Origin of the sequence: Citrobacter sp. MGH110 (assembly GCF_001037515.1) — a bacterium.
GTDB lineage: Bacteria > Pseudomonadota > Gammaproteobacteria > Enterobacterales > Enterobacteriaceae > Citrobacter > Citrobacter portucalensis.
In genome coordinates, this window is sequence record NZ_KQ089832.1 from 289,606 (window position 1) to 306,606 (window position 17,001).

A 17,001-nucleotide genomic window follows, 5' to 3' on the forward strand; every position below is an offset into this window, starting at 1 on the left:
CGATTCAGCTGTAGTAAAATTACGCAATTATTTTTATCTATTAAGTGTGAGGTTGTCGCAATGTCGGTTTCTAAAAAACCTATGGTACTGGTGATTCTGGATGGCTATGGCTATCGCGAAGACAGCCAGGATAACGCCATCTTTAATGCCAAAACCCCGGTAATGGATGCCCTGTGGGCAAAACGTCCGCATACCCTGATTGATGCGTCTGGCCTGGAAGTTGGCCTGCCCGATCGCCAGATGGGCAACTCCGAAGTCGGTCACGTCAACCTGGGCGCGGGCCGCATCGTGTATCAGGACCTGACCCGTCTGGATGTAGAAATTAAAGAGCGTACTTTCTTCGCTAACCCGGTGCTGACCAATGCGGTCGACCAGGCAAAAAATAGCGGCAAAGCGGTTCACATCATGGGTCTGCTCTCTGCGGGCGGTGTTCACAGCCACGAAGATCACATCATGGCGATGGTAGAAATGGCTGCTGAACGCGGCGCGGAAAAAATCTATCTGCACGCTTTCCTTGATGGCCGTGATACCCCGCCGCGCAGCGCTGAACATTCACTGCAGAAATTCGAAGAGAAATTTGCCGCACTGGGCAAAGGCCGCGTAGCGTCCATCATCGGTCGTTACTACGCGATGGACCGCGACAACCGTTGGGATCGCGTTGAACAGGCTTATGACCTGATGACGTTGGCTAAAGGCGAGTTCCAGTTCGCTACGGCGGTTGAAGGCCTGCAGGCTGCTTATGCCCGCGACGAAAACGACGAATTCGTGAAAGCGACCGTGATCCGTGCTGAAGGCCAGGCTGAAGCCGCCATGGAAGACGGCGATACGCTGATTTTCATGAACTTCCGTGCTGACCGTGCGCGTGAAATCACTCGTGCGTTTGTTAACGCTGACTTCGACGGCTTCGCCCGTAAGAAAGTCGTTAACCTCAACTTTGTGATGCTGACCGAATACGCGGCCGACATCAAAACTGCGGTTGCTTACCCACCAGCATCTCTGGCTAACACCCTTGGCGAGTGGATGGCGAAGCACGACAAAACGCAGTTGCGTATTTCCGAAACCGAAAAATATGCGCACGTGACCTTCTTCTTCAACGGCGGCGTAGAAGAGCCGTTCAAAGGCGAAGACCGCATCCTGATCAACTCGCCGAAAGTTGCGACCTACGATCTGCAGCCGGAGATGAGCTCTGCTGAGCTGACCGAAAAACTGGTTGCGGCGATTGAGAGCGGAAAATACGACACCATCATTTGTAACTACCCGAACGGCGACATGGTTGGTCATACCGGAGTGATGGAAGCAGCGGTTAAAGCGGTTGAAGCGCTGGATCACTGCGTTGAACAGGTCGCGAAAGCGGTTGAATCCGTTGGCGGCCAGTTGCTGATCACCGCGGACCACGGTAACGCAGAGCAGATGCGCGATCCGTCCACCGGTCAGGCGCACACTGCGCACACCAACCTGCCCGTTCCGCTGATTTATGTCGGTGGTAAGAACGTTAAAGCAGTCGAAGGCGGCAAACTTTCTGATATCGCCCCGACGATGCTGACGCTGATGGGTATGGAAATCCCGCAAGAGATGACTGGTAAGCCGCTGTTCATCGTGGAATAATCCCTCCCCATGAGGGGAAAGGCGATTAATACCATCACTCGGGCCGTGAAACCGCGTAAGTTTTCAGTCAGGCCCTTGTTCTACGCCAGCGCGCTTAGCGCTGGCGTATTGCTGTGCGCCTTTTCCGCCCACGCGGACGAACGCGACCAGCTCAAATCTATTCAGGCCGATATCGCGGCAAAAGAACGCGCGGTACGCCAACAGCAACAACAACGCGCCACCCTACTCGCTCAGCTTAAAGCGCAGGAACAAGCCATCGCCGTTGCCGCAAGGCAGTTGCGCGAAACGCAAAACTCACTGGCGCAGCTGAATGCGCAAATCGCAGAGATGAACGCAGCACTCGCGAAGCTGGAAAAACAGCGGGCCGCGCAAGAGCGCAGCCTGGCAGCGCAGCTAGACGCAGCTTTTCGACAGGGCGAACACACCGGCATTCAGCTCATTCTTAGCGGTGAAGAAAGCCAGCGTGGGCAACGCCTGCAAGCCTATTTCGGCTATCTGAACCAGGCGCGACAGGAAACCATCGCGCAACTGAAACAAACCCGCGAAGAGGTCGACTCGCAAAAAGCCGAGCTGGAAGATAAGCAGAGCGAACAGCAGACGCTACTGTACGAACAGCGCGCTCAGCAGGCTAAGCTGGAACAGGCACGTAACGAACGCCAGAAAACACTTTCGAGTCTGGAATCATCGATTCAACAGGGTCAACAGCAACTGGGCGAAATGCGCGCCAACGAATCCCGTCTGCGCAACAGCATTGCTCGCGCCGAAGCCGCTGCCAAAGCGCGCGCGGAACGTGAAGCGCGCGAGGCGCAGGCCGTACGTGATAAGCAGAAGGATGCGTCACGAAAAGGCTCAACCTATAAACCGACCGAAAGTGAAAAATCACTGATGTCGCGTACCGGCGGTTTAGGTTCGCCACGCGGTCAGGCATTCTGGCCCGTTCGTGGTCCAACTCTACATCGTTATGGCGAACAGCTGCAGGGTGAGCTACGTTGGAAGGGTATGGTTATTGGTGCATCCGAGGGCACCGAAGTTAAAGCCATTGCCGATGGTCGCGTCATTCTGGCGGACTGGCTGCAGGGCTATGGCCTGGTGGTCGTCGTTGAACACGGTAAAGGCGATATGAGCCTGTACGGTTATAACCAGAGCGCACTGGTCAGCGTCGGTACGCAGGTTCGCGCCGGGCAGCCTATAGCACTTGTGGGTAGCAGCGGCGGTCAGGGCAGGCCGGCACTCTATTTCGAAATTCGTCGCCAGGGTCAGGCGGTCAATCCACAGCCGTGGTTGGGAAGATAAGTTTTGCCACAACAATTTCGTCGTCTACTACTCTCTCTCGCCAGTCTGCTGGCCTTCGCAACACCTGTATTTGCTGGCAAACTCGCCATCGTCATTGATGATTTCGGCTATCGCCCACACACTGAAAACCAGGTACTGGCGATGCCTTCTACCATCTCCGTTGCCGTTCTGCCTAACGCCCCACATGCGCGTGAAATGGCAATCAAAGCGCATAACAGCGGGCATGAAGTCTTAATCCATCTGCCAATGGCGCCGCTGAGCAAGCAGCCGTTAGAGAAAGACACGTTACGCCCTGAAATGAGCAGCGAAGAGATTGAGCGGATTATTCGCGACGCAGTAAGCAAAGTACCGAATGCGGTCGGTCTGAACAACCATATGGGCAGCGCGATGACCTCCAGCCTGTTCGGCATGCAGAAGGTGATGCAGGCGCTGGAACGCTACGACCTCTACTTCCTGGACAGCATGACCATTGGTAACAGCCAGGCAATGCGCGCAGCGTCAGGCACAGGTGTGAAGGTCATCAAACGCAAAGTCTTCCTGGATGACACGCAAAACGAAGCCGATATTCGCCGTCAGTTTAATCGTGCCGTCGAGCTTGCGCGCCGCAACGGTTCCGCAATCGCCATTGGCCACCCTCACCCGTCTACGGTTCGCGTCCTGCAGCAGATGCTGTATAGCCTGCCAGCCGACATCACGCTGGTTCGCCCAAGCAGTTTGCTCAATGAACCACAGGTGGATACCTCCAGACCAAACCTCACACCACCGAAGAACGGTACGCCTGATGCGCCGCGTAATCCTTTCCGCGGGGTGAAATTATGCAAACCGAAACAGCCGTTAGAGCCGGTGTACGCCAGCCGCTTCTTCAGCGTGCTCGGCGAAAGAATCACCCAAAGCACGCTGGTGCAGTATATGCGCCTGCAGTGGCAGGGCTGGCAATAATCAGTCTTTACTATCCAGCGTTAAATGGGCCAGGCGGCGCGGCGTCAATGATTTATCGCGCCACTGGCTAAAACGGATAGCCCACAACAGCACCTGATAACCCAGCTTAACGCTGCAGATATTACTCACCATACGCTTGAACATACCCGATACAAATACTTCAGCAATCATGCGCTGGCGGATTTTCTCGTCCGGCTCTTTACGTATGCAATGACAAACGCGTAGCGCTTCGTAAATCACCTGCTGTTTGAATTCCGGGTAAATTGGAATGCGTCCGGCGTAGTCGTGATTCATCTTATCCAGCAGACGGGTAATTTTGATGTAGTGGCGCTGGTAAGCGAGGTTTTTCAGCCCGGTGCGCGGCAGACGGCTAACAGATGCGCCGTGCAGGAAGTATTTGTACAGCGGGACTTCCGTGTAACGCGCGCGCTTCGCATTAAACATAAACTCCGTTGTCCAGATAATATCCTGGTGGTGCAGGCCAGACAGGAAGGTCAGCCCCGCGTCGCGGATAGTCTGATGACGATAAACGCCCATCCAGACAACGTGCCGCCAACGGCGGCTGGCTAACGCTTTGCGTAACCAGTCTGGCCCGGTCATCACGCCGGTAGAACGAATACGATCGGTAGGAATGGATGCCCAGGTATGGCCCGTCTCAGCAATACACCAGTCAGCGTTGCACTGCGCAACATCCAGGTTGTCTTTCAGCGCCATATTCATCAGCGTTTCATACATTTCCGGATAGGCAATATCATCGCCGTCTACGTACGCGATGTACTCCCCCCTGGCAACTTTCATACCGGTATTGCGCGCCGCAGAAACGCCCCCATTGCGCTGGTGCAGCAGATGAACGTGCGGATAACGATCCGCATAAGACTGAGCAAGCTCCGCAGAGTTATCCGTAGAGCCATCATTAACAATAATGATCTCCAGGTTCTTCCAGGTTTGCGCAATCAGTGAATCCATACACGCAATGAACGGCTCACCCGTGTTGTAAAGCGGCATAATGACGCTCAGGAGACCAGGGGTATAGGTCATATCAAATCCTGCCAAACAGTAGAGTTATCGGCACTTTTTAGCATATTAAGCGGTAGGTTTTCAGAAAAAAATATTAATTCTTTAGCGGAAAATGCGCCGGGCAGGAGGAAGCAAAAAAGCCCCGGACGGTAATGATAATCAACATCCGGGGACAACACACAGAATCCACAGGGTGGATACGGTTAATCCCAGCTCAGGATCACTTTCCCTGACTGGCCTGAACGCATCGCGTCAAAGCCCTGCTGGAATTCATCAATGGAGAATCGATGGGTGATGATCGGCGACAAATCCAGACCAGACTGGATCAGTGCAGCCATTTTGTACCAGGTTTCAAACATCTCACGACCGTAGATACCTTTAATAAACAGCCCCTTAAAGATAACTTTGGTCCAATCGATTGACATATCAGATGGCGGAATACCCAGCATAGCAATACGGCCACCGTGGTTCATGGTGTCCAGCATGGCGCGAAACGCTGGCGGCGCCCCGGACATCTCCAGGCCCACATCAAACCCTTCGGTCATACCCAGTTCAGCCATCACGTCGGTCAGATTCTCTTTCGACACGTTGACCGCGCGGGTGATACCCATTTTGCGCGCCAGCTCAAGGCGATACTCATTAACGTCGGTGATCACCACGTGGCGTGCGCCAACGTGCTTCGCGACCGCCGCCGCCATAATACCGATTGGACCCGCACCGGAAACCAGCACATCTTCCCCAACCAGATCGAACGACAGCGCCGTGTGCACTGCATTACCGAACGGATCGAAGATAGACGCCAGGTCGTCGGAGATATTGTCCGGGATTTTAAATGCGTTAAATGCCGGGATCACCAGGTACTCCGCAAAGCAGCCAGGACGGTTTACACCGACACCGGTCGTATTGCGGCACAGGTGAGTACGTCCACCGCGGCAGTTACGGCAATGCCCGCAGGTGATATGACCTTCGCCTGAAACACGATCGCCGATTTTAAAGCCTTTAACTTCCTGGCCGATGCCAACAACTTCGCCGACATATTCATGCCCAACGACCATCGGTACCGGGATGGTTTTTTGCGACCATTCATCCCAGTTATAAATGTGAACGTCAGTCCCGCAGATGGCTGTTTTACGGATTTTAATCAGCAAATCGTTATGACCGACTTCCGGTTCAGGAACGTCGGTCATCCAAATGCCCTCTTCCGCTTTCAGTTTGGATAACGCTTTCATTTCACATCCTCAGGCAATAACGCCCAGTTGTTTACCAATGCGTGTGAACGCCTCAACAGCACGCGTAATCTGCTCAGGGGTATGCGCCGCAGACATCTGGGTACGGATACGCGCCTGGCCTTTTGGAACCACCGGATAGAAGAATCCGGTAACGTAAATCCCCTCTTTTTGCAGCTCGCGGGCGAATGCCTGCGCCACTACTGCATCACCCAGCATAACCGGGATAATCGCGTGATCCGCACCGGCTAACGTAAAGCCTGCGGCAGACATTTGCTCGCGGAACTGACGTGCATTCGCCCACAGGCGATCGCGCAGGTCGCTGCCAGCTTCAACCATTTCCAGCACTTTAATGGAAGCCGCAACAATCGCCGGTGCCAGTGAGTTGGAGAACAAATAAGGGCGGGAACGCTGACGCAGCCACTCAACAACTTCTTTGCGCGCTGCGGTGTAACCACCGGATGCGCCGCCGAGTGCTTTACCCAGCGTACCGGTGATGATGTCCACGCGACCCATCACGTCACAGTATTCATGGGAGCCACGACCATTTTCGCCGACAAAACCGACGGCATGGGAATCATCAACCATGACCAGCGCGTCGTATTTATCCGCCAGATCGCAAACGCCTTTCAGGTTAGCGATTACCCCATCCATAGAGAACACGCCATCAGTGGCGATCAGGATATGACGAGCGCCCGCTTCACGCGCTTCTTTCAGGCGAGCTTCCAGTTCCACCATATCGTTGTTGGCGTAACGGAAACGTTTTGCTTTACACAGACGCACGCCATCAATGATAGAAGCGTGGTTCAGGGCATCGGAAATAATTGCGTCTTCTGCGCCCAACAGCGTTTCAAACAGGCCGCCGTTGGCGTCGAAGCAGGAAGAGTAAAGGATGGCATCTTCCATACCGAGGAATGCCGCCAGTTTTTGCTCCAGTTGTTTATGGCTGTCCTGGGTACCGCAAATAAAGCGAACCGAAGCCATACCAAATCCGTGAGAATCCATACCCGCTTTTGCCGCTGCAATCAGTTCCGGATGGTTAGCCAGTCCCAGATAGTTGTTCGCACAAAAGTTAATAACGTGGCTTCCATCCGCCACGGTGATATCCGCCTGCTGGGCAGATGTAATAATGCGTTCTTCTTTAAACAATCCTTCCGCACGTGCGGTTTCGAGATCGTTCGTTAACTGTTTGTAAAAATCCCCACGCATTTCAATTCTCCAGACTGGGCAAATTTCAGCACATATTACCCAAAGCTATACGTTGATACGAGATGACGCATCATCACTTCTTCAAAATGAAGCATAAATCACGTGTACCCGCACGGCTTATCGGTGAATGGCTGAAGCCTAAGCCATGTAGTGATATGATAGAAGTATTCGTGTCTGAGATTGTCTCTGACTCCATAATTCGAAGGTTACATTTATGATCATCGTTACCGGCGGCGCGGGCTTTATCGGCAGCAACATCGTTAAGTCCCTGAATGATAAAGGCATCACCGACATCCTGGTGGTGGACAACCTGAAAGACGGCACCAAGTTTGTTAACCTGGTGGATCTGAATATTGCTGACTACATGGACAAGGAAGACTTCCTGATCCAGATTATGGCCGGGGAAGATTTCGGCGATATCGAAGCGATTTTCCACGAAGGCGCATGCTCTTCCACCACCGAGTGGGACGGCAAGTATATGATGGACAACAACTATCAATACTCCAAAGAGCTACTGCACTACTGCCTGGAGCGTGAAATCCCGTTCCTGTACGCATCCTCTGCCGCCACCTACGGCGGTCGCACTTCTGATTTCATCGAATCCCGTGAATATGAGAAACCGCTGAACGTCTACGGCTACTCAAAATTCCTGTTCGACGAGTACGTGCGTCAGATCCTGCCAGAAGCCAATTCTCAGATTGTTGGCTTCCGCTATTTCAACGTCTACGGACCGCGTGAAGGCCACAAAGGCAGCATGGCAAGCGTTGCTTTCCACCTCAACACCCAGCTTAACAATGGCGAAACGCCAAAACTGTTTGAAGGCAGTGAAAACTTCAAACGTGATTTCGTTTACGTAGGCGACGTGGCTGCGGTAAACCTGTGGTTCCTGGAAAACGGGGTTTCCGGCATCTTTAACCTCGGTACAGGTCGTGCGGAATCTTTCCAGGCCGTTGCCGATGCTACGCTGGCGTACCACAAAAAAGGCAGCATTGAGTACATTCCATTCCCGGAAAAACTGAAAGGCCGCTACCAGGCATTTACCCAGGCAGATCTGACGAACCTGCGCGCAGCGGGCTATGACAAGCCGTTTAAAACCGTCGCCGAAGGCGTCACGGAATATATGGCCTGGCTGAACCGCGACAACGCTACAAATTCACAAAATCATTCGAGCGGTATCAAGGCGGCAACTAAGTGAACCTCCGGGAGCTTACAAGAGTAAGTGACCGGAGTGAACACAGGCAGCCAACGCAGAGACAGCTTGAAGGATGAAGTGAATGAAGATTTTGGTGGTTGGCCCGTCTTGGGTGGGTGACATGATGATGTCGCAAAGTCTCTATCGCACGCTCAAGGCGCGCTATCCCCAGGCGATAATCGACGTGATGGCACCTGCATGGTGCCGTCCGTTATTGTCGCGCATGCCAGAAGTCAACGAAGCTATCGCCATGCCGTTGGGGCACGGCGCGCTGGAGATCGGCGAGCGCCGTAAACTCGGCCACAGTCTGCGTGAGAAGCGCTATGACCGCGCTTATGTGCTGCCTAACTCGTTTAAATCAGCTCTGGTGCCATTCTTTGCGGGTATTCCCCATCGTACCGGTTGGCGTGGCGAGATGCGCTACGGTCTGCTGAACGATGCGCGCGTACTGGATAAAGACGCATGGCCACTGATGGTCGAGCGCTATGTGGCTCTGGCTTATGATAAAGGCGTGATGCTGACGGCCAAAGATTTGCCGCAGCCTCTGCTATGGCCACAGTTGCAGGTCAGCGATGGTGAAAAATCGCTAACCTGTAGCCAGTTCTCCCTTTCAGCCGAACGCCCCATCATCGGTTTTTGCCCAGGTGCGGAATTTGGTCCAGCAAAACGCTGGCCACATTACCACTACGCAGAGTTGGCGAAGCAGTTGATCGATGAAGGCCATCAGATTGTGCTGTTTGGCTCAGCAAAAGACCATGAAGCTGGCAATGAAATCCTGGCAACGCTGAGCACTGAACAGCAAGCCTGGTGCCGTAATCTGGCGGGCGAAACACAGCTGGAACAGGCCGTCATTCTGCTCGCCGCCTGCAAAGCGGTCGTCACCAACGATTCTGGATTAATGCACGTGGCCGCAGCACTGAACCGTCCACTGGTCGCATTGTATGGTCCAAGCAGCCCGGATTTTACGCCTCCGCTTTCCCACAAGGCACGTGTCATTCGCCTGATTACGGGGTATCACAAAGTGCGTAAGGGCGATGCGGCAGAAGGCTATCACCAGAGCCTGATTGACATCACACCCCAGCGCGTACTGGAAGAACTCAACGACCTGTTGTTACAAGAGGAAGCCTGACGGATGCGGGTTCTGATCGTTAAAACGTCGTCTATGGGCGATGTACTGCATACGTTGCCCGCATTAACCGATGCGCAGCAGGCTATTCCGGGTATTCAATTTGATTGGGTGGTGGAAGAAGGGTTCGCTCAAATCCCCTCTTGGCATTCAGCTGTTGACCGGGTTATTCCAGTAGCGATCCGTCGCTGGCGTAAAGCCTGGTTTTCAGCGCCGATTAAAGCCGAGCGTAAAGCGTTTCACGATGCGGTGCGTTTACAGCATTATGACGCAATAATCGATGCTCAGGGTTTAGTTAAAAGCGCCGCGTTGGTGACACGTCTGGCACGTGGCATCAAGCATGGTATGGACTGGAGCACAGCCCGCGAACCGCTGGCGAGTCTGTTTTATAATCGCAAACATCACATAGCCAAACAGCAGCACGCGGTAGAACGTACGCGTGAATTGTTCGCCAAAAGTCTGGGGTATGCTAAACCGCAGTTGCAGGGTGATTACGCGATTGCGCAGCATTTTATGAATGAACATAAGGCTGATGCAGGCCAGTATGCTGTATTTCTGCACGCCACCACACGTGATGATAAGCACTGGCCAGAAGCCAACTGGCGGGAGCTTATTGGCCTGTTAAATAATACGGGCATCCGTATTAAACTCCCCTGGGGTGCTCCTCATGAAGAAGCGCGCGCCAAAAGGCTGGCAGAAGGGTTTCCCTACGTTGATGTCCTGCCGCGAATGAGTCTGGAAGATGTGGCTCGCATTCTGGCGGGGGCAAAATTTGTGGTGTCGGTTGATACAGGATTGAGCCATTTAACCGCCGCGTTGGATCGCCCTAATATTACGTTGTATGGCCCAACGGATCCCGGACTGATTGGGGGATATGGGAAGAATCAATACACACAGCAAAGCCATTCCGGAAAATTGCAGGATCTGGATGCTAACTTAGTCAACATATCGCTAGTTGATAATAATTTGCTTTAACTTTAAGAGATGAACCATGCTTCGCCAACACATGTTTTCTCGCTTTATTTGTAGTATAAGAAATAACCCATTCGATTTTATATACTTCTTATTTTACGCTGGGATCCTGGCAACGCTTGCGATGGTGTTGGTCAATCCAGATGAAGCGCTGAAGGTGTTTATTTTCTCCACGGCGCTATCTCTACCGCTTATAGGAAAAAATATAAAACATGTGTGCAGCAACAAAAAAAACCTGTTTTTACCTGTTATGTTGTTGCTCTTCGGTTTACTCCAGATTATTTGGGTAGAAATATTCAAACAGCCAGGATCTGCTTTTACCGGAGCCTATAGGTCATACCAGAACGGTGGCAAAGTGATGATTTTTGCCGCACTGGTTATGACCGCTTTGGCATCGCGAGAGCCATGTGCCAACACAACTCGCATCACCAGTATCTGGACAATTCTTACAGCAATAGGTCTGTATCTTTTCGCAGGCTACGAGGTCGCCGGGGCACCAGATATTATGACCTACCGTGTTGCGCTGGGCTTTGAACACCAAACCGGCACAGCCTACGCTCTGACGCTAATTGCATTATTAGCCTCTCAGGCCATTATTAATCTGCGTCTAAAACACACCGTTGCACTCTATCTGTTACATTTTTTGATATCGCTGGCAGTCATCATCACAACGCAAACTCGAGCCGCTATTTTGGTATACCCGATCCTGAGTGTCGGCCTATTCCTGATGTACTATCGTCACAACCGTATCATGTTATTCAAAGCGTTATTGGGCTTCGTGATACTAGTCGGTCTGGCGGCCATTCCTTTAAAGCCAGTACTTGAAAATCGCTATCAGAATTTTATGCTAGATGTGCACTCTTACAGCCAAAACAATAGTAATACCTCAATAGGCGCACGACTCGCAATGCAACAAGTCGGCATTGAAACGGGGAAAGCACATATCTGGGGCCAATCACTTGAACAACGTAGTGATGAGATCCAGCGACTTACTGTACAGCACCCCTCATGGCAAGTCGCTCTTATATTCGTTAACGTCCACCTACATAACGAAGTTGTTGATACCTTCTCGCTGAAAGGCATCCCTGGTGTTGTTGTGCTACTCTTGCTTTATACTGCCATGTTTTTAATAGCTTACTGGCAACGTAGTCCTCTGTTGTTCGTCGTCTCAGGCGCTATCGCTGTCTATGGCTTGAGTGATTTATTATTGTATGCCAAAGGTGAAGCCCTGAGCAGCGTGCTGGCGTTATGTGTAGCAGCAGTACTGAGCTCGAATCCAACAAGAGAACGATGCCATGGTTAACGCTTCCGGTTATTTACTGAGCATTATTATACCTACATACAACAACGCTGAACTCATCACAGCGACGTTGGCGTCTATACATCAGAGCATCACTGATGATGTTGAGGTAATAATTGTTAATGATGGCTCTACGGATTTAACCGAAGAGCGTATAAATGCGTTTTACCGCGAAAAAGATTGTCATAATGTTAAATATATAAGTCAAAAAAATCAGGGTGTTGCAATCACCCGCAACGTTGGGCTTGCTCATGCGACAGGGAAATATATTGGCTTTGTAGACAGTGATGATATTGTCTGCCAGAATTATTTTACAATTCTCCTGCCTAAGTTAAGAGACGAAAAATATGACATCATCGAATTTAACTTAACTCGAGATATAAATAATTTGTATAAGAACGCGCCGAAAATGGAAAACAACATTACCCAGCGCGAAATAATCTTATCAGATGACAATTACGCCCCTCTATTACCAATATTCAAGGCAGGGCAATGGCATCTGATGACAAAAATCTTTCACCGTAATATCATTGGTAGCGATAAGTTCGAGGAACATCATCGCTACGAAGACATGATTTTTTGTCCATTCCAGTATTTTAAATGTCATAAGATTCTAAAAATCGAGAATAAGTTATATTACTACCGAGTAAACGATAAAAGTATTACCGAGAACATTATTGATAGTGACGCTGACAGCATTTTCTTTGCTATGCGAAAAATGTATAAATATATTAATGAAAATAGTTCCAAGCGTACTGTTGCGACATTTATGATTATCAATTGCTTTCTCGAAGGACGTAAACTTTTACGCAAGAAAAAAGGCTATTATCGCTATAGCGAGAGTATGCTAAATGACATTCAGAATGCACTTGCATGCTGCGATACGAAAATCGTTAAGAAGAAAATAATTCTGAAGATGAAATACCCCCATATCGATCGTTCTATTTCTGAAACAAGATATAAGATAATATCTGCTTGCAAAAGCTTATTCTTGCGAAAGGGATTTTAACATGTTTGAAAAAGTTGACCGGATTCTTATTTGCAAGCTCAAGTTTTATGGGGATGTTCTGCTAACTACACCTGTTATTGCCAGCATTCGGGCTCGTTATCCGCAAGCTAAGATCGATTTGCTGCTCTATAAAGATACCAAAGCAATCTTAGCCGCCCATAAAGATATCAATAATTTTTATCTGATTGAGAAAAAGCAAGGCCTGCTGTCAACAGTGAAAAATTACCTTTCAGTGCGTCAAAAACTGAAGAAAAATCACTACGACCTGATCGTTAACCTCACCGAACAATGGCCGATCGGCGCTCTTATAGCCTCTTTGCGTTGCCCTTCAATTGCTTTTGAGCGCGAAAAAGATCAGTGGAACCGACTTTTTACGCGAGTAACGCCATCCATTGGAACGCATATTGTTGAACAAAATTTATCTATTCTAAAAGGTATTGGGTTTAGCGAAACAGAACTGAAGAAAGAGATGTCTCTTTGTTATCGCCCTGACGACTATCAACATTTAGTTACCCTACTCCCGGAATTGCCTTCACAAAAATATGTCGTTATTCAACCCACTGCCAGACAAGAGTTTAAATGCTGGGACGATGAAAAATTTGCGCATGTTATAGACCACCTTCATCGGCGTGGTCTGCATGTTTATCTTACCTGTGGGCCAGCGCTAAGTGAGCAGCAGCAGGTTCAGCGCATTGCTGAACTGTGTCAATCCTCCCCTGATCTGACGCTGGCAGGTAAAACCACCTTTTTGCAGTTGGCTGCATTGATCGATCATGCAGTTCTGTACATTGGCGTCGATTCTGCTCCTATGCATATGGCAGCGGCGCTAAAGACACCGCAGGTCTGCCTGTTTGGTGCCACCAATTATCAACAGTGGAAGCCATGGTCAAATAAAGCTTTATTGATTTGGGCTGGCGATTATCATCCGATGCCTTCTCGAGATAAACTCGACAGATCTAAAAAATATCTAACATGGATACCGGAGCAAGCTGTGATTGACGCTATCGATAAGGTACTTCATGATAGTGACAATATAAAAGGTAATGAGAAAGCATAAATGGACAGCAAAAAAAACGTTATTAACATTGCTTACTGTACAGATGCCAATTATCTGGAATATGTAGCAGTGTCCATTATGTCTGTCATAATGAACAATCCGGGGCAAGATCTGTCATTCTTCGTCTTTGTCTATGACGTTACAGATGAAGAAATCAATAAACTGCGTTCTACCAGTGATAAAATTCAGGTTATCAATATCGATAAGGAAGAGATTGAAAAGTATAACAATGACTTTGCAATCAAACACCTGAACCGTTCTACCTATATGCGTCTGGCCGTACCGCGCTTACTTAAAGATAAGGTTGAACATTTTATCTATTTAGATGCTGATACACTATGTTTTGATAAGCTCAATGATATTAACAGCATTGATATTAGCAATGTCATTTGCGCTGTCAGCCATGATTCTCTCGATATTCATGATACAAAAAATGCCAAACGTCTGAGCCTCAGTACTGGTCATTATTTCAATGCTGGTTTTTTATATATTAACATTGAAAACTGGATCAAGTTTGACATTGAAAATAAAGCAAATACAGTGTTATTTGAACAAGGTAAATCCTTACCTTACTTTGATCAGGATGCACTGAACATCGCAATGAACGGTAACGTTAAATTTATTGATAAGCGATGGAACTTCTTATTTAACTGGTTCACAGACCAGCAAAAAGATACCTTTTTTTACCAAAAAGATATCCTGCCTCGCATTATTCATTTTACTGGTGGGAGAAAACCCTGGTATAAAGAACATACTGGGCTTTCACAGCAACTTTATCTTTTCTACCATCATTTCACACCATGGCGAAACACCGAAATGCGTTCTTATGCTCCACGCATGAGACCTACTGATTACCGAGTCTATTCACGCCAGGAAGCTAAAAAAGGGAATTATTTCGCCTCATTCAAATGGTATTTGAAATACCTTAAGAGTAAATTACGTTAAAAAAAAACTCCCTTACGGGAGTTTTTTTACTTACTTTTTAATTTTTCACGCAAATAACCAATATAGCTTATTACCGAGGCGAAATACTTCCCTTGTAATCTTTCATGGCGTGATTTCTTTTTATACTGTTTTGGCGTTCTGGCTGGTAGCAGTGGAACATCCGCCCACGGCGAAGCCTTCCAGGCTTCAACAAAGTACTGTGCAGAGGGATAGCTAGCCCATGAATTCCATGGTTTAGTTACACCTATATAATGGATAAGAATCGTTTCAGGCGTTATATACTCTTTATATTTCGAAAGGTTCTTGCTTTTTAATTCTTGCTTAATACCATAGATAGCATTAAATCTTCTTTCCAGAAAAATCACTTTTTTAAAGAAAAGAATATTCAAGACATCCTGATCCGGAAATGAAAGTTTGTTATTTTTGTCTAATAAGATATCAAAAGCTGCATTGATAAAATTCTGCTCTTTCCACTTTTTCAGGTTTGCAAATATGACACCTGAATTGAAATAATCTTTATTTATCTCAATATCTCTGGCAGGGCTATCATCCACATCAGTAATTACCGCTGCGACATGTTTTCCAAGATCAATCTGCGTGAGTTCAAAAAGTGAACCTTTGCACATCACATCCGCATCAATGTATAAAAGTGAATCAATTTTCTCACCAAGATATTCAAAGGCAATAAATCTGAAGTACATTGCGTGTGACCAAGCGTGGCTACTTGGTAAAACCTTTAACCCATTAGCATCCATAACATAAATTGAGATGTTTGTGGAAAATTGCTCTGCTAATTTAGAAATCCGCTGCTGGTAATCAGCATCAATGTAGTCAGTAAAAAGATGAAAATGGATATTTAAATCTTTATTATTCAATAGTACCGATGTCATCGAAATTGCAGCACCAAACATAAAATTCCTGTCAACACCCCAGGCGATGTTAAGTTGTATTTTTTGTTCTGTCGGCGCTTGATTAAACTCAAGTATCTTTTTTATAGACTGATGACAATCAAAGTTCATTCGCTACACCTATTTAATCTATTATCAATAAGTTATTGTTTCTATATTCAATATGCTTTTGAATTGTGTAACTTATTTTTTATATACATTACATGACTAAGTACCGAGCGAATATATTTACGCTGCACTCTTTCATGCCGTGACTTACGTTTATACAACTTTGCCGTATTTGCATTTAACAAGGATTGTTCCGCCCATGCGGATTTTTTATATGCTTCGATGAAGAATTTAGCCACCGGATATTTAGCCCATGTATGCCATGGCTTAGTAACACCGACATAATGGATTAAAACAGTATCATCTGTAATATAATCCTGATAAATCTTATCGTTTTTGTTTTTTAGTTCCTGATCCACACCATAAATACAGTTAAAATCTCTTCTCAGGAAAATCACATTCCCTACAAATAATATATTTAACACATCCTGGTCAAAATATAGAAGTTCCTTTTGACGTTTTTCTAAAATAGAAAATGCTTTGGTCAACAGGTTCTGTTCACGCCACACTTCGAGATTAGCAAATACCACGCCAGAGTTAAAGTAACCGTTACTCAGTTCAGGAATACCGAGTCTGTTACCGGATTTAATACGCACTTCATCAATATCATTAATAACAGCGGCATATTCTCCACAGAAATTAATCTCGGTAAGCTCGCGGAGAGATCCTTTGCAAATAACATCTGCATCAAGATACAGTACGGAGCTTAAGTCTGTGCTTAAATATTCAAATGCGAAATAACGATAGTACATTGCATAAGTCCATGCTTTTGTACTCGGTAAGTCACGAAACGCCGCGTTATCGAACACAAGAACCGTCACCGTCGTACTATACATTTGGGTCAGGCGTTTTACACTCTCCAGATAATCGTCATCTATATAGTCTGTTGCTATATAAAAGTGAATATCAATATCAGGGTTATTCACTAACACTGAGGTCATTGAAATGCCAGAGCCAAATAAAAAATTACGGTCGACACCATACGCAACACTTAGTTTTTTACTCTTCTCATGCGTAGAGCTGTCTATGACGTGTTTTTGAATAACTAGCTTCTGGAAATCAATGTTCATAATAAAATGGCCTCAAACTTTATGT

Annotated in this window: 15 protein-coding genes; 10 read left to right on the plus strand and 5 right to left on the minus strand. The window is 47.9% G+C overall.

Features of this window, described 5'->3' with window-relative positions:
• The first annotated feature begins 60 nt into the window (after positions 1–60).
• The 3 genes from gpmM to SK38_RS21320 are packed head-to-tail and all read left to right on the plus strand — an operon-like array spanning position 61 to position 3,837.
• On the plus strand, positions 61–1,605 hold the full coding sequence (gene gpmM, locus SK38_RS21310; protein ID WP_003827325.1) for a 2,3-bisphosphoglycerate-independent phosphoglycerate mutase: 1,545 nt from the start codon (positions 61–63) through the stop codon (positions 1,603–1,605).
• A 33-nt stretch (positions 1,606–1,638) separates the two neighbouring features.
• Positions 1,639–2,898, plus strand: a complete 1,260-nt coding sequence (gene envC / locus SK38_RS21315; protein ID WP_231587333.1) for a murein hydrolase activator EnvC — start codon at positions 1,639–1,641, stop codon at positions 2,896–2,898.
• Between the two features lie 3 nt (positions 2,899–2,901).
• Positions 2,902–3,837: a divergent polysaccharide deacetylase family protein gene (locus SK38_RS21320; protein ID WP_048237007.1), complete on the plus strand. Its 936-nt coding sequence runs from the start codon at positions 2,902–2,904 to the stop codon at positions 3,835–3,837.
• Here SK38_RS21320 and SK38_RS21325 read toward each other — a convergent pair whose 3' ends face one another.
• The 3 genes from SK38_RS21325 to kbl form a co-directional block, all read right to left on the minus strand.
• Entirely contained in the window at positions 3,838–4,875 is a 1,038-nt protein-coding gene (locus SK38_RS21325) for a glycosyltransferase (protein ID WP_048215306.1), read from the minus strand.
• A gap of 182 nt (positions 4,876–5,057) precedes the next feature.
• Positions 5,058–6,083 (minus strand): L-threonine 3-dehydrogenase, encoded by a 1,026-nt coding sequence (gene tdh, locus SK38_RS21330; protein ID WP_003024132.1) that lies wholly within the window; start codon positions 6,081–6,083, stop codon positions 5,058–5,060.
• Positions 6,084–6,092: 9 nt separating this feature from the next.
• Positions 6,093–7,289, minus strand: coding sequence for a glycine C-acetyltransferase (kbl, locus tag SK38_RS21335; RefSeq protein WP_003827313.1), 1,197 nt, complete (start codon positions 7,287–7,289; stop codon positions 6,093–6,095).
• A gap of 214 nt (positions 7,290–7,503) precedes the next feature.
• Between kbl and rfaD the strand changes: the two genes are divergently transcribed.
• From rfaD to SK38_RS21370, 7 genes are all read left to right on the plus strand, one after another.
• Positions 7,504–8,484, plus strand: coding sequence for an ADP-glyceromanno-heptose 6-epimerase (rfaD, locus tag SK38_RS21340; RefSeq protein ID WP_048227317.1), 981 nt, complete (start codon positions 7,504–7,506; stop codon positions 8,482–8,484).
• Between the two features lie 79 nt (positions 8,485–8,563).
• The gene (gene rfaF / locus SK38_RS21345) at positions 8,564–9,610 is read left to right on the plus strand and encodes an ADP-heptose--LPS heptosyltransferase RfaF (protein WP_048237008.1); all 1,047 of its coding nucleotides are present in this window, start codon (positions 8,564–8,566) and stop codon (positions 9,608–9,610) included.
• A gap of 3 nt (positions 9,611–9,613) precedes the next feature.
• A complete protein-coding gene (rfaC, locus tag SK38_RS21350; protein WP_048237009.1) occupies positions 9,614–10,582 on the plus strand; it encodes a lipopolysaccharide heptosyltransferase RfaC in 969 nt (322 codons plus the stop codon).
• Between the two features lie 16 nt (positions 10,583–10,598).
• Positions 10,599–11,882: an O-antigen ligase family protein gene (locus SK38_RS21355; RefSeq protein ID WP_231587332.1), complete on the plus strand. Its 1,284-nt coding sequence runs from the start codon at positions 10,599–10,601 to the stop codon at positions 11,880–11,882.
• Entirely contained in the window at positions 11,875–12,888 is a 1,014-nt protein-coding gene (locus SK38_RS21360) for a glycosyltransferase family 2 protein (protein ID WP_048215303.1), read from the plus strand. The genes SK38_RS21355 and SK38_RS21360 overlap by 8 nt, the downstream gene beginning before the upstream one ends.
• A 1-nt stretch (position 12,889) precedes the next feature.
• A complete protein-coding gene (gene rfaQ, locus SK38_RS21365; protein ID WP_048215302.1) occupies positions 12,890–13,945 on the plus strand; it encodes a lipopolysaccharide core heptosyltransferase RfaQ in 1,056 nt (351 codons plus the stop codon).
• On the plus strand, positions 13,946–14,890 hold the full coding sequence (locus SK38_RS21370) for a glycosyltransferase family 8 protein (RefSeq protein WP_048237010.1): 945 nt from the start codon (positions 13,946–13,948) through the stop codon (positions 14,888–14,890).
• 26 nt (positions 14,891–14,916) lie between these two features.
• Here SK38_RS21370 and SK38_RS21375 read toward each other — a convergent pair whose 3' ends face one another.
• Both SK38_RS21375 and SK38_RS21380 read right to left on the minus strand, forming a co-directional pair.
• Positions 14,917–15,909 (minus strand): glycosyltransferase family 8 protein, encoded by a 993-nt coding sequence (locus SK38_RS21375; protein ID WP_048237011.1) that lies wholly within the window; start codon positions 15,907–15,909, stop codon positions 14,917–14,919.
• A 47-nt stretch (positions 15,910–15,956) separates the two neighbouring features.
• Positions 15,957–16,976 (minus strand): glycosyltransferase family 8 protein, encoded by a 1,020-nt coding sequence (locus SK38_RS21380; protein WP_048215299.1) that lies wholly within the window; start codon positions 16,974–16,976, stop codon positions 15,957–15,959.
• Positions 16,977–17,001: the final 25 nt, after the last annotated feature.